Below are 26528 nucleotides of genomic sequence, written 5' to 3' on the forward strand. Positions count from 1 at the left end.
CGATGGCTATAGTGCGTGAATCAGCTTTGATTTGATTGCGTCTTCAGTTTGAAGAACGACGTAACTTGTAATCCTGGTCTTTGAGCAGATGCCAGATGGTCTGGACTGTCAAAGTTATAGGGTCAAGCCTCACGAGCAATTAGTACTGGTCAGCTTAACGCATTACTGCGCTTCCACACCCAGCCTATCAACGTCCTGGTCTCGAACGACTCTTCAGGGGGCTCAAGGCCCCGGCAAGACTCATCTTGAGACGAGTTTCCCGCTTAGATGCTTTCAGCGGTTATCTCTTCCGCACTTAGCTACCCGGCAATGCCACTGGCGTGACAACCGGTACACCAGAGGTGCGTCCACTCCGGTCCTCTCGTACTAGGAGCAGGCTCTCTCAATCTTGCAGCGCCCACGGAAGATAGGGACCAAACTGTCTCACGACGTTTTAAACCCAGCTCACGTACCTCTTTAAATGGCGAACAGCCATACCCTTGGGACCGGCTACAGCCCCAGGATGAGATGAGCCGACATCGAGGTGCCAAACACCGCCGTCGATATGAACTCTTGGGCGGTATCAGCCTGTTATCCCCAGAGTACCTTTTATCCGTTGAGCGATGGCCCTTCCATACAGAACCACCGGATCACTTTGTCCTACTTTCGTACCTGCTCGACTTGTCAGTCTCGCAGTCAAGCACGCTTATGCCAATGCACTATCAGCACGATTTCCGACCGTGCCTAGCGTACCTTCGAACTCCTCCGTTACACTTTGGGAGGAGACCGCCCCAGTCAAACTGCCCACCATACACTGTCCCCATCCCGGATAACGGGACAAGGTTAGAACCTCAAACACACCAGGGTGGTATTTCAACGTTGGCTCCATGAGAACTAGCGTCCTCACTTCAAAGCCTCCCACCTATCCTACACAGATCTGTTCAAAGTCCAATGTAAAGCTACAGTAAAGGTTCATGGGGTCTTTCCGTCTTTCCGCGGGGAGATTGCATCATCACAAACATTTCAACTTCGCTGAGTCTCTGGAGGAGACAGTGTGGCCATCGTTACGCCATTCGTGCAGGTCGGAACTTACCCGACAAGGAATTTCGCTACCTTAGGACCGTTATAGTTACGGCCGCCGTTTACTGGGACTTCAGTCAAGAGCTTGCACCCCATCATTTAATCTTCCAGCACCGGGCAGGCGTCACACCCTATACGTCGACTTTCGTCTTTGCAGAGTGCTGTGTTTTTAATAAACAGTCGCAGCCACCGATTCTCTGCGGCCTCATTGGGCTCCCCAAGTAAATGGTTCACCTACTAAAGGCACACCTTCTTCCGAAGTTACGGTGTCAATTTGCCGAGTTCCTTCTCCAGAGTTCTCTCAAGCGCCTGAGAATACTCATCACGCGCACCAGTGTCGGTTTGCGGTACGGTCGTCAATAGCTGAAGCTTAGTGGCTTTTCCTGGAAGCAGGGTATCACTCACTTCGTCTGCAAGCAGACTCGTTATCACCCCTCATCTAAGCCCGGCGGATTTGCCTACCGAGCACGACTACAGGCTTGAACCGGGACATCCAACACCCGGCTGAGCTAACCTTCTCCGTCCCCACATCGCACTATTGATCGGTACAGGAATATTGACCTGTTTCCCATCAGCTACGCATCTCTGCCTCGCCTTAGGGGCCGACTCACCCTACGCCGATGAACGTTGCGTAGGAAACCTTGCGCTTACGGCGAGGGGGCTTTTCACCCCCTTTAACGCTACTCATGTCAGCATTCGCACTTCTGATACCTCCAGCAGGCTTCACAACCCACCTTCACAGGCTTACAGAACGCTCTCCTACCACGTGCAATAAATTGCACATCCGCAGCTTCGGTAACTGGCTTAGCCCCGTTACATCTTCCGCGCAGGACGACTCGATCAGTGAGCTATTACGCTTTCTTTAAATGATGGCTGCTTCTAAGCCAACATCCTGACTGTTTTAGCCTTCCCACTTCGTTTCCCACTTAGCCAATTTTGGGGACCTTAGCTGGCGGTCTGGGTTGTTTCCCTCTTGAGTCCGGACGTTAGCACCCGGTGCTCTGTCTCCCAAGCTGTACTCATCGGTATTCGGAGTTTGCAATGGTTTGGTAAGTCGCCATGACCCCCTAGCCATAACAGTGCTCTACCCCCGATGGTAATACTTGAGGCACTACCTAAATAGTTTTCGGAGAGAACCAGCTATTTCCAAGTTTGTTTAGCCTTTCACCCCTATCCACAGCTCATCCGCTAGTTTTGCAACACTAGTCGGTTCGGACCTCCAGCACCTGTTACGGTGCCTTCATCCTGGCCATGGATAGATCACTTGGTTTCGGGTCTACACCCAGCGACTGAATCGCCCTATTCGGACTCGGTTTCCCTGCGCCTTCCCTATTCGGTTAAGCTCGCCACTGAATGTAAGTCGCTGACCCATTATACAAAAGGTACGCAGTCACCCTTGCGGGCTCCTACTTTTTGTATGCATGCGGTTTCAGGATCTATTTCACTCCCCTCCCGGGGTTCTTTTCGCCTTTCCCTCACGGTACTGGTTCACTATCGGTCGATTACGAGTATTTAGCCTTGGAGGATGGTCCCCCCATATTCAGACAGGATTTCACGTGTCCCGCCCTACTCTATTCGTGCCTAGTTCCACAATCAACATTTCTCATACGGGGCTATCACCCGCTATGGCCGGACTTTCCATTCCGTTCTGATATGCCAACTGCTAAAACACGAGGGCTACTCCGATTTCGCTCGCCACTACTTTCGGAATCTCGGTTGATGTCTTTTCCTCGAGCTACTGAGATGTTTCAGTTCACCCGGTTCGCCTCGCATACCTATGTATTCAGTATGCGATACCTCTTGCGAGGTGGGTTTCCCCATTCGGAAATCTCCGGATCAAAGCTAATTTGCCAGCTCCCCGAAGCTTATCGCAGGCTATCACGTCCTTCGTCGCCTGTAATCGCCAAGGCATCCACCACATGCACTTAGTCACTTGACCCTATAACTCTGACAGCGCTGACTGCACTGTCGTCAAGGACTCAGTCCGATCTTGTATTCATCGGACTGTTTTGAGTATTACGCGTTATGCCGTTCTTCAATCTTTTCTCTGCCATTTGCAGAGTTGAAGTCTGGTGACGCAATCAAATGCTACTAGCGGCACGGTACGATCTAACCCTTTACGATTAGTCGCTTTCCGCTAGCAGCGCTGATTCGACTCTACGAATTGTTAAAGAACAACAGCCAACTTCTTTCGAAGTCAAAGACTGGCAAACCTCAACGACCGTCTCTTGTCGCTAAGGTTTGCCACCCTTGATGAGTGAATTGGTGGAGGATGACGGGATCGAACCGACGACCCCCTGCTTGCAAAGCAGGTGCTCTCCCAGCTGAGCTAATCCCCCGGGATCTTTTCAAATCCGTGGTGGGTCTGGCTGGATTCGAACCAGCGACCCCCGCCTTATCAAGACGGTGCTCTAACCGACTGAGCTACAGACCCACGTGTTTTTCACATGATCCTGCTCTCAGCTTCGCGGCCCTGGAGGCCAGCTCGGCAGGCTCACGTATTTTCACTCACTGTTGTGTTACAGCCGATAAGTGTGAGCGCTTGAGGAAAGAGTGCATTGGATCTTGCTGGTCCATCACTGCACGCAGTGAAGAACTGCTCGACCATTTTCTAGAAAGGAGGTGATCCAGCCGCACCTTCCGATACGGCTACCTTGTTACGACTTCACCCCAGTCACGAACCCTGCCGTGGTAATCGCCCTCCTTGCGGTTAGGCTAACTACTTCTGGCAGAACCCGCTCCCATGGTGTGACGGGCGGTGTGTACAAGACCCGGGAACGTATTCACCGCGGCAAGCTGATCCGCGATTACTAGCGATTCCGACTTCACGCAGTCGAGTTGCAGACTACGATCCGGACTACGACCGGTTTTCTGGGATTAGCTCCCCCTCGCGGGTTGGCAGCCCTCTGTACCGGCCATTGTATGACGTGTGTAGCCCTACCCATAAGGGCCATGATGACCTGACGTCATCCCCACCTTCCTCCGGTTTGTCACCGGCAGTCTCATTAGAGTGCCCTTTCGTAGCAACTAATGACAAGGGTTGCGCTCGTTGCGGGACTTAACCCAACATCTCACGACACGAGCTGACGACGGCCATGCAGCACCTGTGTCCAGGTTCTCTTTCGAGCACTCCCACATCTCTGCAGGATTCCTGGCATGTCAAGGGTAGGTAAGGTTTTTCGCGTTGCATCGAATTAAACCACATCATCCACCGCTTGTGCGGGTCCCCGTCAATTCCTTTGAGTTTCAACCTTGCGGCCGTACTCCCCAGGCGGTCAACTTCACGCGTTAGCTACGTTACTGAGAAGAAACCCTCCCAACAACCAGTTGACATCGTTTAGGGCGTGGACTACCAGGGTATCTAATCCTGTTTGCTCCCCACGCTTTCGTGCATGAGCGTCAGTACAGGTCCAGGGGATTGCCTTCGCCATCGGTGTTCCTCCGCATATCTACGCATTTCACTGCTACACGCGGAATTCCATCCCCCTCTACCGTACTCTAGCCATGCAGTCACAAATGCAGTTCCCAGGTTGAGCCCGGGGATTTCACATCTGTCTTGCATAACCGCCTGCGCACGCTTTACGCCCAGTAATTCCGATTAACGCTTGCACCCTACGTATTACCGCGGCTGCTGGCACGTAGTTAGCCGGTGCTTATTCTTCAGGTACCGTCATGAGGCAACTGTATTAGAGTCGCCCTTTTCTTCCCTGACAAAAGCGGTTTACAACCCGAAGGCCTTCTTCCCGCACGCGGCATGGCTGGATCAGACTTGCGTCCATTGTCCAAAATTCCCCACTGCTGCCTCCCGTAGGAGTCTGGGCCGTGTCTCAGTCCCAGTGTGGCTGGTCGTCCTCTCAGACCAGCTACAGATCGTTGGCTTGGTGGGCCTTTACCCCACCAACTACCTAATCTGATATCGGCCGCTCCAATTGCGCGAGGTCTTGCGATCCCCCGCTTTCACCCTCAGGTCGTATGCGGTATTAGCTGCTCTTTCGAGCAGTTATCCCCCACAACTGGGCACGTTCCGATACATTACTCACCCGTTCGCCACTCGTCGCCAGGTTGCCCCGCGTTACCGTTCGACTTGCATGTGTAAGGCATGCCGCCAGCGTTCAATCTGAGCCAGGATCAAACTCTACAGTTCGATCTTGATTACTCAACGGAATCGAACAAAGACTATTTGCATAGCTTCATTCTTCTTTCCGTGAGCGTTTAAAGTCCGAAGGACTTGATGAACATCACTGCTCATCAGCACTCCGCCTCAAACGCCCACGCTTATCGGCTGTGAATTCTTAAAGAACATCGCTCCACTCACCCAACTCGCTTTCGCGAGCTGCTTCGTTTCGCGTCGCTGATCAGTCATCAGCACAGAAGCGGGATTATTGACTGCTTTCGCACTAGTGTCAACACCTATTTGCTTCCGATCTGCAAGCCATCGATCTTCATCGATGTCCGGCACATACAAGCACTGAGCTCGCCTCAACGCTTGTATCTGCTGGCACAGATAGAAACGCCCGGTCTTGCGACCGGGCGTCTCGAATAATAGCCTGACGATGACCTACTTTCACACGGGAATCCGCACTATCATCGGCGCTGACTCGTTTCACTGTCCTGTTCGGGATGGGAAGGAGTGGGACCAAGTCGCTATGGTCATCAGGCTTGACTGGTTGGTCTGCTGTTGCTGGAACAGCAAACCCAATTCGTAGAGTTGCATTATAGCGATGGCTATAGTGCGTGAATCAGCTTTGATTTGATTGCGTCTTCAGTTTGAAGAACGACGTAACTTGTAATCCTGGTCTTTGAGCAGATGCCAGATGGTCTGGACTGTCAAAGTTATAGGGTCAAGCCTCACGAGCAATTAGTACTGGTCAGCTTAACGCATTACTGCGCTTCCACACCCAGCCTATCAACGTCCTGGTCTCGAACGACTCTTCAGGGGGCTCAAGGCCCCGGCAAGACTCATCTTGAGACGAGTTTCCCGCTTAGATGCTTTCAGCGGTTATCTCTTCCGCACTTAGCTACCCGGCAATGCCACTGGCGTGACAACCGGTACACCAGAGGTGCGTCCACTCCGGTCCTCTCGTACTAGGAGCAGGCTCTCTCAATCTTGCAGCGCCCACGGAAGATAGGGACCAAACTGTCTCACGACGTTTTAAACCCAGCTCACGTACCTCTTTAAATGGCGAACAGCCATACCCTTGGGACCGGCTACAGCCCCAGGATGAGATGAGCCGACATCGAGGTGCCAAACACCGCCGTCGATATGAACTCTTGGGCGGTATCAGCCTGTTATCCCCAGAGTACCTTTTATCCGTTGAGCGATGGCCCTTCCATACAGAACCACCGGATCACTTTGTCCTACTTTCGTACCTGCTCGACTTGTCAGTCTCGCAGTCAAGCACGCTTATGCCAATGCACTATCAGCACGATTTCCGACCGTGCCTAGCGTACCTTCGAACTCCTCCGTTACACTTTGGGAGGAGACCGCCCCAGTCAAACTGCCCACCATACACTGTCCCCATCCCGGATAACGGGACAAGGTTAGAACCTCAAACACACCAGGGTGGTATTTCAACGTTGGCTCCATGAGAACTAGCGTCCTCACTTCAAAGCCTCCCACCTATCCTACACAGATCTGTTCAAAGTCCAATGTAAAGCTACAGTAAAGGTTCATGGGGTCTTTCCGTCTTTCCGCGGGGAGATTGCATCATCACAAACATTTCAACTTCGCTGAGTCTCTGGAGGAGACAGTGTGGCCATCGTTACGCCATTCGTGCAGGTCGGAACTTACCCGACAAGGAATTTCGCTACCTTAGGACCGTTATAGTTACGGCCGCCGTTTACTGGGACTTCAGTCAAGAGCTTGCACCCCATCATTTAATCTTCCAGCACCGGGCAGGCGTCACACCCTATACGTCGACTTTCGTCTTTGCAGAGTGCTGTGTTTTTAATAAACAGTCGCAGCCACCGATTCTCTGCGGCCTCATTGGGCTCCCCAAGTAAATGGTTCACCTACTAAAGGCACACCTTCTTCCGAAGTTACGGTGTCAATTTGCCGAGTTCCTTCTCCAGAGTTCTCTCAAGCGCCTGAGAATACTCATCACGCGCACCAGTGTCGGTTTGCGGTACGGTCGTCAATAGCTGAAGCTTAGTGGCTTTTCCTGGAAGCAGGGTATCACTCACTTCGTCTGCAAGCAGACTCGTTATCACCCCTCATCTAAGCCCGGCGGATTTGCCTACCGAGCACGACTACAGGCTTGAACCGGGACATCCAACACCCGGCTGAGCTAACCTTCTCCGTCCCCACATCGCACTATTGATCGGTACAGGAATATTGACCTGTTTCCCATCAGCTACGCATCTCTGCCTCGCCTTAGGGGCCGACTCACCCTACGCCGATGAACGTTGCGTAGGAAACCTTGCGCTTACGGCGAGGGGGCTTTTCACCCCCTTTAACGCTACTCATGTCAGCATTCGCACTTCTGATACCTCCAGCAGGCTTCACAACCCACCTTCACAGGCTTACAGAACGCTCTCCTACCACGTGCAATAAATTGCACATCCGCAGCTTCGGTAACTGGCTTAGCCCCGTTACATCTTCCGCGCAGGACGACTCGATCAGTGAGCTATTACGCTTTCTTTAAATGATGGCTGCTTCTAAGCCAACATCCTGACTGTTTTAGCCTTCCCACTTCGTTTCCCACTTAGCCAATTTTGGGGACCTTAGCTGGCGGTCTGGGTTGTTTCCCTCTTGAGTCCGGACGTTAGCACCCGGTGCTCTGTCTCCCAAGCTGTACTCATCGGTATTCGGAGTTTGCAATGGTTTGGTAAGTCGCCATGACCCCCTAGCCATAACAGTGCTCTACCCCCGATGGTAATACTTGAGGCACTACCTAAATAGTTTTCGGAGAGAACCAGCTATTTCCAAGTTTGTTTAGCCTTTCACCCCTATCCACAGCTCATCCGCTAGTTTTGCAACACTAGTCGGTTCGGACCTCCAGCACCTGTTACGGTGCCTTCATCCTGGCCATGGATAGATCACTTGGTTTCGGGTCTACACCCAGCGACTGAATCGCCCTATTCGGACTCGGTTTCCCTGCGCCTTCCCTATTCGGTTAAGCTCGCCACTGAATGTAAGTCGCTGACCCATTATACAAAAGGTACGCAGTCACCCTTGCGGGCTCCTACTTTTTGTATGCATGCGGTTTCAGGATCTATTTCACTCCCCTCCCGGGGTTCTTTTCGCCTTTCCCTCACGGTACTGGTTCACTATCGGTCGATTACGAGTATTTAGCCTTGGAGGATGGTCCCCCCATATTCAGACAGGATTTCACGTGTCCCGCCCTACTCTATTCGTGCCTAGTTCCACAATCAACATTTCTCATACGGGGCTATCACCCGCTATGGCCGGACTTTCCATTCCGTTCTGATATGCCAACTGCTAAAACACGAGGGCTACTCCGATTTCGCTCGCCACTACTTTCGGAATCTCGGTTGATGTCTTTTCCTCGAGCTACTGAGATGTTTCAGTTCACCCGGTTCGCCTCGCATACCTATGTATTCAGTATGCGATACCTCTTGCGAGGTGGGTTTCCCCATTCGGAAATCTCCGGATCAAAGCTAATTTGCCAGCTCCCCGAAGCTTATCGCAGGCTATCACGTCCTTCGTCGCCTGTAATCGCCAAGGCATCCACCACATGCACTTAGTCACTTGACCCTATAACTCTGACAGCGCTGACTGCACTGTCGTCAAGGACTCAGTCCGATCTTGTATTCATCGGACTGTTTTGAGTATTACGCGTTATGCCGTTCTTCAATCTTTTCTCTGCCATTTGCAGAGTTGAAGTCTGGTGACGCAATCAAATGCTACTAGCGGCACGGTACGATCTAACCCTTTACGATTAGTCGCTTTCCGCTAGCAGCGCTGATTCGACTCTACGAATTGTTAAAGAACAACAGCCAACTTCTTTCGAAGTCAAAGACTGGCAAACCTCAACGACCGTCTCTTGTCGCTAAGGTTTGCCACCCTTGATGAGTGAATTGGTGGAGGATGACGGGATCGAACCGACGACCCCCTGCTTGCAAAGCAGGTGCTCTCCCAGCTGAGCTAATCCCCCGGGATCTTTTCAAATCCGTGGTGGGTCTGGCTGGATTCGAACCAGCGACCCCCGCCTTATCAAGACGGTGCTCTAACCGACTGAGCTACAGACCCACGTGTTTTTCACATGATCCTGCTCTCAGCTTCGCGGCCCTGGAGGCCAGCTCGGCAGGCTCACGTATTTTCACTCACTGTTGTGTTACAGCCGATAAGTGTGAGCGCTTGAGGAAAGAGTGCATTGGATCTTGCTGGTCCATCACTGCACGCAGTGAAGAACTGCTCGACCATTTTCTAGAAAGGAGGTGATCCAGCCGCACCTTCCGATACGGCTACCTTGTTACGACTTCACCCCAGTCACGAACCCTGCCGTGGTAATCGCCCTCCTTGCGGTTAGGCTAACTACTTCTGGCAGAACCCGCTCCCATGGTGTGACGGGCGGTGTGTACAAGACCCGGGAACGTATTCACCGCGGCAAGCTGATCCGCGATTACTAGCGATTCCGACTTCACGCAGTCGAGTTGCAGACTACGATCCGGACTACGACCGGTTTTCTGGGATTAGCTCCCCCTCGCGGGTTGGCAGCCCTCTGTACCGGCCATTGTATGACGTGTGTAGCCCTACCCATAAGGGCCATGATGACCTGACGTCATCCCCACCTTCCTCCGGTTTGTCACCGGCAGTCTCATTAGAGTGCCCTTTCGTAGCAACTAATGACAAGGGTTGCGCTCGTTGCGGGACTTAACCCAACATCTCACGACACGAGCTGACGACGGCCATGCAGCACCTGTGTCCAGGTTCTCTTTCGAGCACTCCCACATCTCTGCAGGATTCCTGGCATGTCAAGGGTAGGTAAGGTTTTTCGCGTTGCATCGAATTAAACCACATCATCCACCGCTTGTGCGGGTCCCCGTCAATTCCTTTGAGTTTCAACCTTGCGGCCGTACTCCCCAGGCGGTCAACTTCACGCGTTAGCTACGTTACTGAGAAGAAACCCTCCCAACAACCAGTTGACATCGTTTAGGGCGTGGACTACCAGGGTATCTAATCCTGTTTGCTCCCCACGCTTTCGTGCATGAGCGTCAGTACAGGTCCAGGGGATTGCCTTCGCCATCGGTGTTCCTCCGCATATCTACGCATTTCACTGCTACACGCGGAATTCCATCCCCCTCTACCGTACTCTAGCCATGCAGTCACAAATGCAGTTCCCAGGTTGAGCCCGGGGATTTCACATCTGTCTTGCATAACCGCCTGCGCACGCTTTACGCCCAGTAATTCCGATTAACGCTTGCACCCTACGTATTACCGCGGCTGCTGGCACGTAGTTAGCCGGTGCTTATTCTTCAGGTACCGTCATGAGGCAACTGTATTAGAGTCGCCCTTTTCTTCCCTGACAAAAGCGGTTTACAACCCGAAGGCCTTCTTCCCGCACGCGGCATGGCTGGATCAGACTTGCGTCCATTGTCCAAAATTCCCCACTGCTGCCTCCCGTAGGAGTCTGGGCCGTGTCTCAGTCCCAGTGTGGCTGGTCGTCCTCTCAGACCAGCTACAGATCGTTGGCTTGGTGGGCCTTTACCCCACCAACTACCTAATCTGATATCGGCCGCTCCAATTGCGCGAGGTCTTGCGATCCCCCGCTTTCACCCTCAGGTCGTATGCGGTATTAGCTGCTCTTTCGAGCAGTTATCCCCCACAACTGGGCACGTTCCGATACATTACTCACCCGTTCGCCACTCGTCGCCAGGTTGCCCCGCGTTACCGTTCGACTTGCATGTGTAAGGCATGCCGCCAGCGTTCAATCTGAGCCAGGATCAAACTCTACAGTTCGATCTTGATTACTCAACGGAATCGAACAAAGACTATTTGCATAGCTTCATTCTTCTTTCCGTGAGCGTTTAAAGTCCGAAGGACTTGATGAACATCACTGCTCATCAGCACTCCGCCTCAAACGCCCACGCTTATCGGCTGTGAATTCTTAAAGAACATCGCTCCACTCACCCAACTCGCTTTCGCGAGCTGCTTCGTTTCGCGTCGCTGATCAGTCATCAGCACAGAAGCGGGATTATGACTTGTTTTTCTCAAACCCGTCAAGCGTTTTAAACATTTCGTTTTCAACGCCGCTCTTGCTTCCTTCACCCACCACCACTGCCGCTTTCGCAGCCCGCTGTGATCAGCGAAGCCCGCAACTGTAGCACAAGGTTTTCAGCCTGCAAGCGAGTTTGCGAGAACTATCGCTTGTTTACTGCAGCAGCGCGCCGGGCCGGTGCGGCGCGAAGGCCAACTCGGCCTTGCGCTCCGGGTCGTCGCAGCTCAGCACCTCGGGCAGCAGGGCCGCCAGGCGGGCGGCATCGGCGCGCAGGATGCGCTGCTTGACCGAGGGGATCTGCGAGGGATGCATCGAGAAGTTGCGCAAGCCCATCGCCAGCAGCAGATCGGTGAAGACCGCATCGCCCGCCATCTCGCCGCAGACGCTGACAGCCTTGCCGGCCTGACGCGCCTGGGCGATCGAGCCCGCGATCAGCTGCAGCACTGCCGGGTGCCAGGGGTCATAGAGATGCGCGACAGCCTCGTCGGCGCGGTCGATCGCCAGCGTGTACTGGATCAGATCGTTGGTGCCGATCGAGATGAAGTCCACATGCGGCAGCAGCAGCGGCAGCATCACCGCGGCGGCCGGCACCTCGATCATCACGCCCAGCTCGACATGGGTATAGGCCTGGCCGGCCTCGTTGAGCTGCTGTTGCACCCGCTTCAGGATCTCGCGCACCTGACGGATCTCCGACAGATGGGCCACCATCGGGATCAGCAGACGCAGCTTGCCGTAGGCGCTGGCGCGATAGATCGCGCGCAGCTGCTGGCGGAACATGCTGGGCTCGGCCAGGCTCCAGCGGATCGCGCGCAGGCCCATCGCCGGGTTCAGCACATGCTCGTGGCGCAGCTCGCTGGCGCTCATGCGGTCCAGCGGCTTGTCCGCGCCGATGTCGATCGTGCGGATCGTCACCGGCATGCCCTTCATCGCCTCGACCGCCGCGCGATAGGCCTCGAACTGCTCGTCCTCGCCGGGCAGTTCGCCCTCGCGGTTCATGAACAGGAACTCGCTGCGGAACAGGCCCACGCCGGTCGCGCCGGCCTCCAGCGCCGCCGGCGCATCGGCCGGCAACTCGATATTGGCTTGCAGCTCGACCTTCTCGCCGTCCAGCGTCACCGCCGGCGTGTGGCGCAGCCGCGCCAGGCGCGCGCGCTCCAGCTCGCTCTGGCGCTGGCGGAAGCGGTATTCCTCCAGCACGATCGGCGAGGGATTGACGATCACCGCGCCGACATCGCCGTCGATGATCACCCAGTCATCCTGACGGATCAGGCGCGAGGCCTCGCGCGTGCCGACCACCGCCGGGATGTCCATGCTGCGCGCGACGATCGCGGTGTGCGAGGTCTTGCCGCCGATGTCGGTGATGAAGCCGTGGAACACGCTGCGCTTGAACTGCATCATGTCGGCCGGCGCGATGTCGGCCGCCACCAGCAGCAGCGGATCCTCGCCGGCGAAGTCGCGCTGCACCACGCTGGTCGCGCCGACGCCCGCCTTGCCCTGCTCACGCGCCAGCGCGCCGAGGATGCGCTCGACCACCTGCTCCAGATCGGCCTTGCGTTCGCGCAGGTAGTCGTCCTCCATCTCGTCGAACTGGCGCGCCAGCACCTCGAGCTGGGCCGACAGCGCCCATTCCGCGTTGTAGTGCCGCTCGATGATCCACTGCTTGGTCGCGCCGGTCAGCGCCTCGTCGTGCAGCAGCATCAGGTGCACGTCCAGCAGCGCGGCCAGCTCGTGCGGCGCATCCTCCGGCAGGTCGTCGCGCAGCGCGGCCAGCTCTGCCGCCACCTCGTCGCGCGCGCGCACCGCGCGCTGGATCTCGGCCTCGACCTGATCCGAGCCGATGAAGTAATGCGCCACGTCGACGCGGCTGGATGCGACCAGCACGGCCCGGCCGATGGCCACGCCGCGCGATACCGGAATGCCGAAGACCTGAAAACTCATGATGCGCCGACTGTAGCAGCGCCCATCGCTTCATGGATCCGTCACCCGCCGGTCACGGCCGCGTCACCCGCACGGCCGAGCATGCCGTTCGTCAAGCAACGACGAGGCCGCCCATGAGGGACATCCCCCTGCCCACGCTTCCCTTCTCGCAACTCTCCGCGCCGCTGGCGCCGCGGCGCCATGAGGCCGTCGAGCCGCGGGCGGTCGTACCGGCCACCACCAAGCCGCGCCTGGACGTGCGCTGGGCGCGCCATGAGGACGAGGTGCGCGAGGCCCAGCGCCTGCGCTACGCCATCTTCGTCGACGAGATGGGCGCCCGCCTGGCGCCGCCGCAGGGCGCGCCGGCCGGCCACGACATCGACGCCTTCGACCCCTTCTGCGAGCACCTGCTGGTGCGCGCCGTCGAGCCCGGCCACCACAGCGGCCCGGTGATCGGCACCTACCGGGTGCTGACGCCCGCCGCCGCCAAGCGCGCCGGCGGCCTGTACAGCGAGACCGAGTTCGACCTGACCCGACTGCGCGCGCTGCGCCCGCACATGATCGAACTGGGCCGCTCCTGCGTGCATCCGGACCATCGCTCGGGCGGCGCCATCATGCTGCTGTGGGGGGCGCTGGCCGAGTTCATGCAGCGCAACGGGCTGGACACGATGATCGGCTGCGCCAGCATCAGCATGCGCGACGGCGGCCATTTCGCGGCCAGCCTGTGGAAAAAACTGGAGCAGACCCATCTGGCCGGCATCGAGCACCAGGTGCGCCCGCGCCTGCCGCTGCCGGTGGATGACCTGCGCCACGACCTCGCGGCCGAGGCGCCGGCGCTGATCAAGGGCTATCTGCGCTGCGGCGCCAAGGTGCTGGGCGCGCCGGCCTGGGATCCGGACTTCAACACCGCCGACCTGCCGCTGCTGATGCGCATCCAGGAACTGCCGGCACGCTATCGCCGGCACTTCATCGAGCAGGCCGCCTGAGCCGGCTCGCCCGCCGGGCCGCCCCAAGGGCGTGCATCGGGCCGGCTCTCGGCGGCCACCCGCCGGGATCCGGCCGCCCCCTCGGGGGGCCAGCCGGCGTACCCGCCGGCCGGGGGGCTCCATTTACTGTCCTTCGCCGAACTTGTCGTTCACCAGCGCGGTGATCGCTTCCTGCGCGGCCTGCTCGTCCGGGCCCTCGGTCTCCAGCTCGACCTGGGAACCCAGGCCGGCCGCCAGCATCATCACGCCCATGATGCTCTTGGCATTGACCCGGCGGCCGTTGCGGCTCATGAACACCTCACACTGAAAACCGCCCGCCAGCTTGGTCAGCTTGGCCGAGGCGCGGGCATGCAGGCCCAGTTTGTTGCTGATGGTGAGCGTGGTCTTGAGCATCGGCCGTTCAGGAAGTGGGTGAGGGGAGGGAGGAGGAAGAAGAGGGGGCGGGCGGCACCGGCTCGCCCAGCATGATGCCGCGCGCGCCGCCCTCGCTGGCTCGCTGCGCCAAGCTGGCGACCGGCTCGGCCGCATAGCAGAGCGAGCGCCACAACATCGGGACGTTGACGCCCGAGATCACGCGCACCTGGCCCGCGGCGTCCAGCAGGCGCTGGGCCGCATTGCAGGGGGTGGCGCCGAATACATCGGTCAGCACCAGGAATTCCGTATGGCCGGACGCGGCCAGCAGGGCCCGGGCGCGCGCCTCCACCTGCTCCACCGACATCTCCGGCGTCACGTCCAGCACCGTCAGCTGGGGCGCGCAGTTCGGGAAGGTGTGCTCCGCCACCGCCTTCAGGGCGGAGGCCAGCGGAGCATGGGCGATCAGCAGCAAGCCGGACATATGGGCGCCGATTATCCTCGGGAGCCGGCCCGCCTTCAGGAGGCCAGGCGCAAGCCCGTGACAAAGGTCTCCCAGGCGGCCGGATCGGCCGTCGCGCCGAGCAGGGTCGCCTGGTAGACGCGCAGGCCGCGTGCGAACACCGCCACCCGCGCCGGCTGCGTCCCGCCCTCCAGCGCCTGCTGCTGGGCCTGCAGCTGCGGCGTCATGCCCGGCACCTGCAGCGCCTCGCCCGGCCGGGCGCGCGCCTGCAGCTTGGTGGCCAGGGCCTCGCGCATCTGCGCCAGCGCCGGCCCCACCTGGGCCGGCTCCGCCACCTCGGTCCAGGACACCGAGAAGCTCGCTCCCGCCGCCTGGCATACCGCCAGCCCCATTGCCGCCGGCTGCTGGCGGCTTTCCACCTCGGGCTTGCAGGGGAACAGCGCCAGCAGGTCCGCGCCGGCCGGCCGCACCTCGCGCCAGTCCAGCGCCGGCGCGCAGGCCGACAGGGCCAGACCCAGGATCAAGGCAAACGGCTTGTTCTTCATGCGCCCATTATGAAGACGCCCCTGCCGCACAATCGGTCCATGTCGACCTCGTCATCCCTCCCCCTCCCGCCCGGCGCGCTGGCCGGCGTGCGCGTGCTGGACCTGTCGCGCGTGCTGGCCGGGCCCTGGTGCACCCAGACCCTGGCCGACCTCGGCGCCGACGTGATCAAGATCGAACGCCCCGGCAGCGGCGACGACACCCGCGCCTGGGGCCCGCCCTATCTGAAGGACCGCGCGGGCGGCGACAGCTCGGAGGCCGCCTATTACCTGGGCGCCAACCGCAACAAGCGCTCGCTGGCGGTCGACATCGCCCGGCCCGAGGGTCAGGCCTTGATACGCCGCCTGGCCGGCCAGGTCGACGTGCTGGTGGAGAACTTCAAGGTCGGCGACCTAGCCCGCTACGGCCTGGATGCGCAGAGCCTGCTGGCCGCGCATCCGGGCCTGGTGATCTGCTCGATCACCGGCTTCGGCCAGACCGGCCCCTACAAGGACCGGGCCGGCTACGACTACGCGGTGCAGGGCCTGGGTGGACTGATGAGCGTCACCGGCGAACGCGACGACCTGCCCGGCGGCGGCCCGCAGAAGGTCGGCGTCGCGGTGGCCGACCTGTTCACCGGCCTGTACTCGACGGTCGCGATCCTGGCCGCGCTGCGTCATCGCGACGCCACCGGCCAGGGCCAGGTGATCGACATGGCCTTGCTGGACACCCAGGTCGCGATGCTGGCCAATCTGGGCGCCAACTACCTGTGCACCGGCAAGGCGCCCGGCCGCATGGGCAATGCGCACCAGAACATCGTGCCCTACCAGGCCTTCGAGGCCAGCGACGGGCACCTGATCCTGGCGGTCGGCAACGACGGCCAGTTCGCCAAGTTCGCCGAGATCGCCGGCCGACCCGACTGGGCAGCCGACCCGCGCTTTGCCAGGAACGCCGACCGCGTGCGGCACCGCGCCCTGCTGGTGCCGGAGATCATCGCGGCGATCAAGACCCGACCCCGCGCGGAATGGCTGGCGCAGCTGGAGGCCGCCAAGGTGCCCTGCGGCGCGATCAACGACCTGGGCGAGGTGTTCGCCGACCCCCAGGTCCAGGCCCGCGGCATGACGGTGGCGATGGAACATCCGCTATCCGACGCGCTGCGCCTGGTGGCCAGCCCGATGAAGCTGTCGGCCACGCCGGTCAGCTACCGGCTGGCGCCGCCGCTGCTGGGCCAGCACAGCGACGAGATCCTGGCCGAGGCCGGGTGGTCCGCGGCCGAGATTGCCGCCTTGCGTGAACAGGGAGCTATTCAATGAGTGATTTCGTTCTGGTGCATGGGGCCTGGCATGGCGCTTGGTGCTGGCGGCGCGTGCTGCCGGGCCTGTGGGCGGCCGGGCATCGCGCCTTCGCGGTCAGCCTGAGCGGCGTCGGCGAGCGCGCCCATCAGCTGACGCCGCAGGTGGGCCTGTCCACCCATATCGACGATGTCGCCGCGGTGATCGAGGCCGAGGAGCTGCAGCGCTGCATCCTGGTCGGCCACAGCTATGCCGGCATGGTGATCACCGGCGTGGCCCAGCGCCAGGCCGAGCGCATCGCCCGCCTGGTCTATCTGGACGCCTCCCTGCCGCAACCCGGCGAGGCCTGGAGCAGCGCGCATACGCCCGAAACCCAGGCGCAGCGTCGTGCGACCATCGCCCGCCTGGGCCATCTGCCGGCCTCGCCGCCGGATGTGTTCGGGCTGCAGGCCGAGGATGCCGCCTGGGTCGCGCGCCGCATGACGCCGCAGCCCGGCGGCTCCTACGACGAGCCGCTGGACTTCGACGCCGCGCGCATCGCCGCCCTGCCCCGCACCTTCATCGACTGCACCGACCCGGCCCTGCCGACCATCGATCGCTCGCGCCGTCGGGTGCGCGCCGAGCCCGGCTGGCAGGTGCTGGAGATCCCGACCGGCCACGACGCGATGGTCAGCGCGCCAGACGCACTGCTGCGCCAGCTGCTGAGCCTGGCGTGAGATAGTTCTCGCAAACGCGGGGCGGCGGCGCCGCGCTGGGTGTTTCCCCCGGGACGGGGGATTTACGAGTTAGGGGGGTGCTCGGACCATGGCGACCGCTTCAGGAGTCCCGGCTCCGCGTCGCCTTAGCCACAAGTCCAACACCCAGCCTCCGGAAGCCGTCCCCTGCCCCTCATGTCCAGCACCCCGCCCGCCCCTTCCGCTCCGGTCAGCGGCGCCGCCAATGATGTGGCGCAGGGGCTGAGCCACGCGCAATGGGCCGAGATCATGCAGCAGCTGGGCGCCGAGATCGCCGGGCCGCTGTCGGCCGCGCTGGAACGCATCCACAACCTGACCGTCACCGGCCAGATCGACCGCCAGGGCCTGCGCGCGCTGCGCGAGAGCGTGGCCCAGGCACGCGAGGCCGGCATGATGGGCCAGCAGCTGGCCCGCCTGGCGGCCGGCCGGCTGCGCCTGGCACGCGAGCGCCTGCACCTGGCCCAGCTGCTGCGCAATGTGCTGGCGCATCGCAGCCGCGAGACCCAGGCGCGTGGCATCCAGGTGCGCCAGATGTTCAAGCCGGTCGAGGTGATGGCCGACGGCGCGCTGATGTTCGCGCTGCTGAACGCGCTGATGGACTGGGCCCTGACCAGCACCCATTCCTCGATCGATCTGCGCCTGGACCTGACCCCCTGGCCGGCCAAGGCGCGCCTGGTGTGCCGCTTCGCGCACCGCTCGCTGGACCTGCTGGAGGCGCAGGCCGGCCAGCAGCCGCCGGCCTCGCTGAACTCGCTGGCCTGGCGCCTGGTCGAGCAGACCGCGCTGACGATGGGCGTGCTGCCGCTGCGCGAGGACGCCTCCGGCATCACCGTGCTGACGCTGGAGTTCCCGCAGACCATCGGCGACGAGCCCGGCCTCGCCACGCCGCCGCCGGCGGCCGAACCCGACCCGGCCCTGGCCGCCAACTCCAAGCCGCTGGCCGGCAGCCATCTGCTGATCGTCTCGCCGCGCCGCGAGCTGCGCCAGCAGCTGCAGGAGGCGGTGCGCCATATGGGCCTGATCATCGACGCGGTGGCGACGATGGACGAGGCCCTGCAGTTCTGCGCCGAGGGCCTGCCGCATGGCATCCTGTTCGAGAGCCCGCAGCGCGGTCCGGCGCTGGAGCAGCTGCGCGCCGAGCTGCTGCGCGAGGTGCCGGAGTTCAGCTTCATCGAGGTGCTGGACGGCGAGCAGCTGACCCAGCTCTCCACCGCCACCCCCGACGGCATCGCCCGCATCGCGCGCCAGCATCTGGCCGATGCGCTGCCCGCGATGCTGCTGTTCGAACTCTCGAAGACCCACTGAAGTCCCCGCCCGCGGCCCTGGTCTACACTGGCCGCATGAAGCCGAGCCGACTCCTTGTTCCCGCCGTGGCCCTGGCCCTGTTGGCCGGCGGCGGTCTGCTGGCCTATCAGAGCCTGGGCCAGCGCGAGACCGCCCCCGCCTTCAGCTATGTGCTGCTGGACGGCGCCAAAGCCGAATCCGCGCAATGGCAGGGCAAGGTGATGCTGGTCAACTTCTGGGCCACCAGCTGCACCACCTGCGTGGCCGAGATGCCCGAGATCGTCGCCACGCACGAGAAGTACAAGGCGCGCGGCTACGACACCCTGGCCGTCGCGATGAGCTACGACCCGCCGGCCTATGTGGCCAACTTCGCGGCCAGCCGCAAGCTGCCCTTCGGCGTCGCGATCGACAACACCGGCGCGATCGCGCAGAAGTTCGGCGACATCCGCCTGACGCCGACCACCTTCCTGATCAACAAGCGCGGCGAGATCGTCAAGCGCTATGTCGGCGCGCCCGACTTCGCCGCGCTGCACGGCCTGGTCGAGCAGCTGCTGGCCGAAAGCTGATCGGCCCCGGCGCCCGCCCGGCGCCTCGCCCAGGATGCTGACGCTGTACCGCGCCTCCTTCCGGCAGCTGCTGCTGATCGGCTTCCTGCTGATCGCCGGCGTGCTGGCCGCCACCGCGCTGGGCGGCCTGTTCACCCTGGACCGCCTGAGCGCGCAGAGCCGCGAGGCCGCCGAGCGCGCCGGCCGCCTCAACGCCACCCTGCAGCAACTGAGCGAGCGCAGCGTCGCAATGGAACGCTCCGCGCGCCAGTTCCTGGTGCTGGAGGACCGCGCGCTGCGCCAGCGCTTCGACGAGGCCGCGGCCGACGCCGAGAAATTGCTGCAGCAATTGCAAGATCAGCCACTGAATGCACAGCAGGCCCAGGCCTGGCGCGAGCTGATGGGCACGATCCGCACCCGCCTGGACCAGAGCGCCCCGGCGCGCCGGCGCGACCAATCGCTGACCGGCCTGTTCCGCGAGCTGGAGAACCTGACCCAGGAGATCGGCGACGCGGTGCACCGCCACACCGAGGCGCGCAGCCTGGCCCTGCAGCAGCAGCTGGAGGACGGCCGCGTGCGCCTGGGCCGCCAGGTGGCCGGCGCGATCGGGCTGGCCGCGCTGCTCTCGCTGGCCTTCGGCTTCTGGCTGACGCGGCCGCTGCGCCGGCTCGAGCGCGCGATCGAGGGCCTGGGCGAGAACCGCTTCGACCGGCCGGTCGAGATCGAGGGCCCCAGCGACCTGCGCTCGCTGGGCCAGCGCCTGGACTGGCTGCGCCTGCGCCTGGGCGAGCTGGACGCCGACAAGGCGCGCTTCCTGCGCCATGTCTCGCATGAGCTGAAGACCCCGCTGGCCGCGCTGCGCGAGGGCGTCGCGCTGCTGGAAGATGGCGTGGCCGGCGCGCTGACGCCCGACCAGCGCGAGATCGCCCGCATCCTGCGCGACAACACCGCCGAGCTGCAGCGCCAGATCGAGGACCTCTTGCGCTTCAATGCCGCCGCCTTCGAGGCGCGCCGGCTGCAGCGCCGCCCCACCGAGCTGGCCGCGCTGATCCGCGGCCTGATCGAGGCGCAGCGCCTGCAATGGCAGGCACGCCAGTTGCACATCGAGCTCGATGGCGGCCCGGTGCTGGCCGAGGTGGATCCGGACAAGCTGGGTACGGCCTGCGCCAACCTGCTGTCCAATGCGATACGCTTCAGCCCCGTCGGCGGCGGTATCCGGCTGCACCTGGCGCAACAGGACGGCCAGGTGCGCATCGACATCCGGGACGAGGGCCCGGGCGTCGCGCCGGCCGACCGGGCCCGCGTGTTCGAGCCCTTCTACCGCGGCGAGCGCCAGCCGGCCGATGCCCTGCGCGGCACCGGCGTGGGGCTCTCCATCGTGCAGGAATACATTGCCGCGCATGGCGGGCAGATCGAGCTGCTGCCCACCGAGCCCGGCGCCCATTTTCAGATCCGCCTACCGCATGTCAGCGCCTGACCGCCCCTTCTTCTCTTCATCCCTCCTGGCCCTGGCGGCCCTGACGAGCCTGCTGGCCGCCTGCGCGCCGCTGCCGCCCAGGATCGAGCTGCGCGAGAAGCTGGTCGAGGTGCCGGTGCCGCTGATCTCGCCGGCCGACCGCGCGGCCCAGCAGCTGCTGATCCAGCATGAGCGCCTGCGCGCGCTGGCGCCGGCCGAGCTGGCCCAGGAGATCGCCGCCGCCGGCCCCGCGGCCGAGGACGGCGCGCGTGCGCCGCAGGCCGCGGTGCAGCTGGCCCTGACCCTTGCCCTGGCCCATGCCGAGACCCCGCGCGCCCAGGCCCTGCTGGAGCAGGTGCAGCGCAGCGAGGCGCCCGAGGCCAAGGCCTGGGCCGGCTGGGCCCGCTTGCTGGCCGGCCGCCTGGCCGAGCAGCGCCGGCTGGAGGGCGAGATCGACAAGCTGAACCAGCAGGCGCGCGACAGCCAGCGCCGCCTGGAGCAGACCCACGAGAAGCTGGAGGCGCTGAAGGCGATCGAGCGCAGCCTGCATGCGCGGCCGGCGCCGGCCCCGGGCAGCGGCAAATGAACGGCGCGACGGCGACCCGACTGCTGCTGGTCGACGACGATGCCGACCTGCTGAAGCTGCTGTCGATGCGCCTGGTCGCGGCCGGCTACCAGGTCAGCGCGGTCGAGAGCGCCGAGGCCGCGCTGGCCCAGCTGGCGGTGCAACGCCCGGCCCTGGTGATCAGCGATGTGCAACTGCCCGGCCTGGACGGCCTGGCGCTGTTCGACGCGATCCGCGAGCGCGACCCAGCCCTGCCGGTGATCCTCTTGACCGCCCACGGCACCATCCCCGACGCGGTGGAAGCCACCGCGCGCGGCGTCTACACCTACCTGACCAAGCCCTTCGACGGGCGCGCGCTGCTCGACACGATCGCCGAGGCGCTGGCGCTGACCGCGCCGCAGGCCGCCCGCACCGCCGCCGCGCCGGACGAGGACTGGCGCGCCGCGATCGTCAGCCGCTCCAATGCGATGGCCGAGCTGCTGGCCGAGGCCAAGCTGGTCGCGGCCTCCGGGGCCAGCTTGCTGATCCGCGGCGAGAGCGGCAGCGGCAAAGAGTTGCTGGCCCAGGCCATCCACAAGGCCAGCCCGCGCGCCGGCAAGCCCTTTGTCGCGGTCAACTGCGGCGCGATCCCGGAGTCGCTGCTGGAGTCCGAGCTGTTCGGCCATGTGAAGGGCGCCTTCACCGGCGCGGTGGCCAATCACCGCGGCCTGTTCCAGGCCGCCGACGGCGGCACCCTGTTCCTGGACGAGATCGGCGACATGCCGCTGCCGCTGCAGGTCAAGCTGCTGCGCGTGCTGCAGGAGCGCCTGGTGCGCCCGGTCGGCGCCAGCGCCGCGGTGCCGGTGGACGTGCGCATCCTCTCCGCCACCCACCGCGACCTGGACGCGGCGATGGCCGAGGGTCAGTTCCGCGAGGACCTGTACTACCGGCTCAATGTGGTGGCGCTGCAGATGCCGACCCTGGCACAGCGCCGCGAGGACATCCCGCTGCTGGCCCAGCATTTCCTGCTGCGCCTGGCCGAGAAGTACGACAAGCGCCTGAACGGCTTCGCGCCGGAGGCGCTGAAGGCCCTGTCCACCGCCGCCTGGCCCGGCAATGTGCGCCAGCTGCACAACGTGGTGGAGCAGGTCAGCGCGCTGGCCACCACGCCGCTGATCCCGCTGGCCCTGGTGCAGCGCGCGCTACGCTCGCCCCGCGTGGAGCTGCTGCCCTATGCCGAGGCGCGCCGGCGCTTCGAGCATGACTACCTGGTCAGCCTGCTGAAGCTGACCGACGGTCAGGTGGCCGATGCCGCGCGCCTGGCCGACCGCAACCGCACCGAGTTCTACCGCCTGCTGCAAAAGCATGGCCTGACGCCGGGCCTGTTCCGCGCCGACGGCGACGCCGCCGAGCCCCCTGTCGCCGTCTGACGACAGGTCTTTCCCCTTTCAAATCAAGCACTTGGCTGCAGGGGCCGGATCCCTGTCGCCGATCGGCGACGGATTTCCCGCGCGCGCGCCGCGGCGCGGCGCTAAGTCCTTGATCTGAAAGGAAATCCCGACCTGGCACGGGTTTCGCACTAGCGGGACCAATGCCCCCTTTTTCTTCATCCCCCCCCACTCCCCGGTTCGCGCCGGCGCTGCGCCGCGGCCTGGCCGGCCTGGCCGGGTTGCTGCTCGCGCAGCAGGCCCTGGCCTTCGGCTTCGACGAGGTCGCGGCCCAGGCCGCCAGGCTGGCCGCCAAGCCCTATGCCGCACCGGCCGATGCGCTGCCGGCCGAGCTCAGGAACCTGAGCTACGACCAGCTGCGCGACATCCGCTTCAAGCCCGAGCGCGCGCTGTGGCGCCAGCAACAACTGCCCTTCGAGCTGATGTTCTTCCACCTGGGCAAGTTCCAGACCCAGGCGGTGCGCATCAACGAGGTCTCGCCGCAGGGCGCGGTGCGCCCTATCGCGTTCCGCCAGGAGGACTTCGACTACGGCAAGAACCGCTTCGGCGCCGGCCGGCAGCAGGCCTGGGGCGATCTCGGCTTCGCCGGCTTTCGCGCCCATTACGCGCTGAACAACGCGGCCTACAAGGATGAGCTGGTGGTGTTCCTGGGCGCCAGCTACTTCCGCGCCCTGGGCGCCGGCCAGCATTACGGCCTGTCGGCGCGCGGCCTGGCGATCGACCCGACCGGCGACCCGGCACGCGGCAGCGGCGAGGAGTTCCCGCGCTTCACCGAGTTCTGGATCGAGCGCCCCGCGCCGGACGCCAAGGCCCTGACGATCCATGCGCTGCTCGACTCGCCGCGCGCCAGCGGCGCCTACCAGTTCGTGATCCACCCGGGCGCCAACAGCCGCATGGACGTGCGCGCCCGGCTGTTCCTGCGCGCGCCGGTGCGCACCCTGGCGCTGGCGCCGCTGACCAGCATGTACATGTTCGGCGAGAACCAGCCGCACCGCAGCGACTTCCGCCCCGAGGTGCATGACTCCGACGGCCTGATGCTGGCCACCGGCGAGGGCGAATGGATCTGGCGCCCGCTGATCAACCCGGCTGCCACCCTGACCACCTCCTTCGCGACCAGGAGCCCCAAGGGCTTCGGCCTGATGCAGCGCGACCGCGCCTTCGCCAACTACGAGGACACCGAGGCGCGCTACGAACAGCGCCCCAGCGCCTGGGTCGAGCCGGTCGGCGACTGGGGGCCGGGCCGCGTCGAGCTGATGCTGCTGCACACGCCCGACGAGACCAACGACAACGTGGTCGCCTACTGGGTGCCGGAGCGCCAGCCCGCGCCGGGCCAGCCGCTGGACTTCGCCTACCGGCTGCATCTGCAGGGCGAGCGTCAGCAGCGCCCGCCCGGCGCCTGGGTCACGCAGACCCGCGTCGGCCGCGGCTTCGCCGAGCTGGCGCCGGACGAGCAGCAGTACGTGGTCGATTTCAGCGGCCCCGCGCTGGAGGCGCTGGGGGCGGACGCGCCGGTCGAGGCGGTGCTCAGCACCGACGCCAACGGCCACATCACCGAACGCAATGCCTACCGCAACCCGGTCACCGGCGCCTGGCGCATGACGGTCCGGGTGCGCCAACTCCGCCCCTCGCAGCCGACCGAGCTGCGTGGTTTCCTGAAACACAAAGAGCAGGCCTTGACGGAAACATGGAGCACGATTCTTCCTTCCCGCTGACCCACCCCAAGCAACGCGGCATGCCGCCGATCACCCGCGGCGCGATGCTGCCCCGCCCCTGGGGGCTGCCGCATGAGGACACGCCGCAGCGCACAGAAGCAGCCCCCTGGGAGCGCGCCGCCCAGCGCCGCCGCCGCACCCTGATGGCCGGCGTCACCCTCTCCACCCTGCTGGCCACCGCGGTGCTGGCGCACGCCCAGCCCGACTCGCTCGCGCCCGGGCTGCAGGCCCTGCACCTGGGCCTGTTCGCGCTGCTGTTCGCCTGGGTCAGTGCCGGCTGCCTGACCGCGGTGATGGGTTTCTGGGTGCTGCTGCGCGGCGACCCGCATGCGATGTCGATGCACCGCGACACCGGCACCGCGCCGCTCTCGGCCGAGGCACGCACCGCGCTGGTGATGCCGATCTGCAACGAGGATGTCGCGACCGTGATGGCCGGCCTGCGGGCCAGCTGCGAATCGCTGGCGGCCTCCGGCGCGCTGCGCCTGTTCGACGTCTACATCCTGTCCGACAGCACCGACCCGGCGCTGCGCGCCGCCGAGCTGGCGGCCTGGGCCGAGCTGCGCGAGCAGTTCGCCGGCCAGGGCCGCATCCATTACCGCTGGCGCCAGCGCCGCGGCCGGAAGAAGGCCGGCAATGTGGCCGACTTCTGCCGCCGCTGGGGCCGCAACTACCGCTACATGGTGGTGCTGGATGCCGACAGCGTGATGAGCGGCGACTGCCTGGTGGGCCTGGTGCGCCTGATGGAGGCGCATCCGGACGCCGGCATCATGCAGGCCGCGCCGCAGGCCTGCGGCCACGCCACCCTGCACGCGCGCGCGCAGCAGTTCGCCGGCCGCGTCGCCGGGCGCCTGTTCACCGCCGGCATGCAGTACTGGCAGTTGGGCGAGGCCCATTACTGGGGCCACAACGCGATCATCCGCATCGCGCCCTTCATGCAGCATTGCGCGCTGGCGCCGCTGAACGGCCGCGACATCATGTCGCATGACTTCGTCGAGGCCGCGCTGATGCGCCGCGCCGGCTACCACGTCTGGCTGGTGCACGATCTGCCGGGCAGCTACGAGCAGCAGCCGCCGCATCTGCTGGCCGAGCTGCAGCGCGACCGCCGCTGGTGCCAGGGCAATCTGCAGAACGCGCGCCTGATCACCGAGCCGGGCCTGCACCCGGTGCACCGCGCGATGCTGCTGACCGGCGCGCTGGCCTACCTGTCGGCGCCGCTGTGGCTGCTCTATGTCGGCCTGGGCGCGCTGCTGTGGCTGTCCGGCAGCGGCGACGCGATCCTGCCGGCCGAGCTGCCGCACAGCGTGCTGGGCCTGTGGGCCGGCACCATCGGCATGCTGGCGCTGCCGCGCCTGCTGGGCCTGGCGGCCGTGCTACTGAAAGGTGAGCAGGCCGGCTTCGGCGGCACCGCCGCGCTGCTGGCCGGCAGCCTGCTGGAGGCGCTGCTGTCGGTGCTGCAGGCGCCGCTGCGCATGGCGGCACACACGCTGTTCGTGCTGGGCGCGCTGTCGGGCATCAAGCTGGAATGGCGCTCGCCCCCGCGCGAGGCGACCGACATCGGCTGGCGCGAGGCCTTCGCCCACCATGCGCCGCTGTCGGCCGCGATGCTGGTCCTGGTGCTGGCCCTGGCCCTGCTGCGGCCCTCGACCCTGGTCTGGATCGCGCCGGTGGCCCTGCCGCTGCTGCTGGCCGCGCCGATCACCGTCTGGTCCAGCCGCAGCCGGCTGGGCGAGAAGCTGCGCCGTGCCCGCCTGCTGCTGATCCCCGAGGAGCATTGCCCGCCCACCGTGCTGAACCAGGCCTGGGCCTATGCCCGCAACGCCCGGCCGGCACCGAGCTGGGGCGAGGCGCTGCGCAGCGGCCGGCTGGCCGAGCTGGCCCAGCTGGCGATGGGCCCGCGCCGCACCGCCCACGGCCTGCGCGGCCGCATGCGCCGCCAGCAGCTGGCCGGCGCCCCGCTGAGCCCGGCCGCGCGCATGCGCTGCCTCAGCGAGCCGGCCAGCCTGGCCTGGCTGCGCATGGCCTGAGCTTATGGCC

General features: G+C 63.7%; 14 protein-coding genes, 4 tRNA genes and 5 rRNA genes. 10 read left to right on the forward strand and 13 right to left on the reverse strand.

Annotated features, from left to right (window positions below):
* Positions 1 to 118: 118 nt before the first annotated feature.
* The 10 genes from G8A07_RS24645 to ptsP all read right to left on the reverse strand — a co-directional run bounded on the left by G8A07_RS24645 (position 119) and on the right by ptsP (position 13178).
* Positions 119 to 2998 (reverse strand): 23S ribosomal RNA (locus tag G8A07_RS24645).
* A gap of 324 nt (positions 2999 to 3322) precedes the next feature.
* Positions 3323 to 3398: transfer RNA gene (locus G8A07_RS24650), tRNA-Ala, on the reverse strand.
* Positions 3399 to 3416: 18 nt separating this feature from the next.
* Positions 3417 to 3493 (reverse strand) — tRNA-Ile (locus tag G8A07_RS24655).
* A gap of 181 nt (positions 3494 to 3674) precedes the next feature.
* A 16S ribosomal RNA gene (locus tag G8A07_RS24660) occupies positions 3675 to 5203 on the reverse strand.
* 401 nt (positions 5204 to 5604) lie between these two features.
* Positions 5605 to 5717: ribosomal RNA gene (gene rrf / locus G8A07_RS24665) — 5S ribosomal RNA — on the reverse strand.
* Positions 5718 to 5896: 179 nt separating this feature from the next.
* Positions 5897 to 8776: ribosomal RNA gene (locus tag G8A07_RS24670) — 23S ribosomal RNA — on the reverse strand.
* Positions 8777 to 9100: 324 nt separating this feature from the next.
* Positions 9101 to 9176: transfer RNA gene (locus tag G8A07_RS24675), tRNA-Ala, on the reverse strand.
* 18 nt (positions 9177 to 9194) lie between these two features.
* Positions 9195 to 9271: transfer RNA gene (locus G8A07_RS24680), tRNA-Ile, on the reverse strand.
* A 181-nt stretch (positions 9272 to 9452) separates the two neighbouring features.
* Positions 9453 to 10981 (reverse strand): 16S ribosomal RNA (locus tag G8A07_RS24685).
* The 16S, 23S and 5S rRNA genes sit together here with 4 tRNA genes alongside, the layout of an rRNA operon.
* A 412-nt stretch (positions 10982 to 11393) precedes the next feature.
* The gene (gene ptsP / locus G8A07_RS24690) at positions 11394 to 13178 is read right to left on the reverse strand and encodes a phosphoenolpyruvate--protein phosphotransferase (RefSeq protein WP_195794553.1); all 1785 of its coding nucleotides are present in this window, start codon (positions 13176 to 13178) and stop codon (positions 11394 to 11396) included.
* A 113-nt stretch (positions 13179 to 13291) separates the two neighbouring features.
* Between ptsP and G8A07_RS24695 the strand changes: the two genes are divergently transcribed.
* Positions 13292 to 14143, forward strand: coding sequence for a GNAT family N-acetyltransferase (locus G8A07_RS24695; RefSeq protein ID WP_195794554.1), 852 nt, complete (start codon positions 13292 to 13294; stop codon positions 14141 to 14143).
* A gap of 123 nt (positions 14144 to 14266) precedes the next feature.
* On the opposite strand, the gene G8A07_RS24700 is transcribed toward G8A07_RS24695, so the two are convergent.
* Genes G8A07_RS24700 through G8A07_RS24710 form a run of 3 tightly spaced genes read right to left on the reverse strand, consistent with a single transcriptional unit; the run spans position 14267 to position 15502 of the window.
* Entirely contained in the window at positions 14267 to 14536 is a 270-nt protein-coding gene (locus tag G8A07_RS24700) for an HPr family phosphocarrier protein (RefSeq protein ID WP_195794555.1), read from the reverse strand.
* A 7-nt stretch (positions 14537 to 14543) separates the two neighbouring features.
* A complete protein-coding gene (locus G8A07_RS24705; RefSeq protein WP_195794556.1) occupies positions 14544 to 14978 on the reverse strand; it encodes a PTS sugar transporter subunit IIA in 435 nt (144 codons plus the stop codon).
* Positions 14979 to 15013: 35 nt separating this feature from the next.
* Complete coding sequence (locus G8A07_RS24710; protein WP_195794557.1) at positions 15014 to 15502, reverse strand: hypothetical protein; 489 nt, start codon at positions 15500 to 15502, stop codon at positions 15014 to 15016.
* A gap of 39 nt (positions 15503 to 15541) precedes the next feature.
* Between G8A07_RS24710 and G8A07_RS24715 the strand changes: the two genes are divergently transcribed.
* The 9 genes from G8A07_RS24715 to mdoH all read left to right on the forward strand — a co-directional run bounded on the left by G8A07_RS24715 (position 15542) and on the right by mdoH (position 26518).
* Positions 15542 to 16792, forward strand: coding sequence for a CaiB/BaiF CoA-transferase family protein (locus G8A07_RS24715; RefSeq protein WP_195794558.1), 1251 nt, complete (start codon positions 15542 to 15544; stop codon positions 16790 to 16792).
* Complete coding sequence (locus G8A07_RS24720; RefSeq protein WP_195794559.1) at positions 16789 to 17487, forward strand: alpha/beta fold hydrolase; 699 nt, start codon at positions 16789 to 16791, stop codon at positions 17485 to 17487. Before G8A07_RS24715 ends, G8A07_RS24720 begins: the two co-directional genes overlap by 4 nt.
* Before the next feature lie 174 nt (positions 17488 to 17661).
* Positions 17662 to 18810 (forward strand): hypothetical protein, encoded by a 1149-nt coding sequence (locus G8A07_RS24725; protein WP_195794560.1) that lies wholly within the window; start codon positions 17662 to 17664, stop codon positions 18808 to 18810.
* A 35-nt stretch (positions 18811 to 18845) separates the two neighbouring features.
* The gene (locus tag G8A07_RS24730) at positions 18846 to 19355 is read left to right on the forward strand and encodes a TlpA disulfide reductase family protein (protein WP_195794561.1); all 510 of its coding nucleotides are present in this window, start codon (positions 18846 to 18848) and stop codon (positions 19353 to 19355) included.
* Between the two features lie 34 nt (positions 19356 to 19389).
* Positions 19390 to 20811, forward strand: a complete 1422-nt coding sequence (locus tag G8A07_RS24735; RefSeq protein WP_195794562.1) for an ATP-binding protein — start codon at positions 19390 to 19392, stop codon at positions 20809 to 20811.
* Positions 20798 to 21376 (forward strand): hypothetical protein, encoded by a 579-nt coding sequence (locus G8A07_RS24740; protein WP_195794563.1) that lies wholly within the window; start codon positions 20798 to 20800, stop codon positions 21374 to 21376. Before G8A07_RS24735 ends, G8A07_RS24740 begins: the two co-directional genes overlap by 14 nt.
* Entirely contained in the window at positions 21373 to 22764 is a 1392-nt protein-coding gene (locus G8A07_RS24745; RefSeq protein ID WP_195794564.1) for a sigma 54-interacting transcriptional regulator, read from the forward strand. The genes G8A07_RS24740 and G8A07_RS24745 overlap by 4 nt, the downstream gene beginning before the upstream one ends.
* Before the next feature lie 161 nt (positions 22765 to 22925).
* A complete protein-coding gene (locus G8A07_RS24750) occupies positions 22926 to 24494 on the forward strand; it encodes a glucan biosynthesis protein G (protein WP_195794565.1) in 1569 nt (522 codons plus the stop codon).
* Positions 24467 to 26518 carry a glucans biosynthesis glucosyltransferase MdoH gene (gene mdoH, locus G8A07_RS24755; RefSeq protein ID WP_195794566.1) on the forward strand — a complete coding sequence of 684 codons (2052 nt, stop codon included), beginning with the start codon at positions 24467 to 24469 and terminating at the stop codon, positions 26516 to 26518. The genes G8A07_RS24750 and mdoH overlap by 28 nt, the downstream gene beginning before the upstream one ends.
* The last annotated feature ends 10 nt before the right edge of the window (positions 26519 to 26528 follow it).

The sequence above is a fragment of the Roseateles sp. DAIF2 genome (assembly GCF_015624425.1).
Lineage (GTDB): Bacteria > Pseudomonadota > Gammaproteobacteria > Burkholderiales > Burkholderiaceae_C > Kinneretia.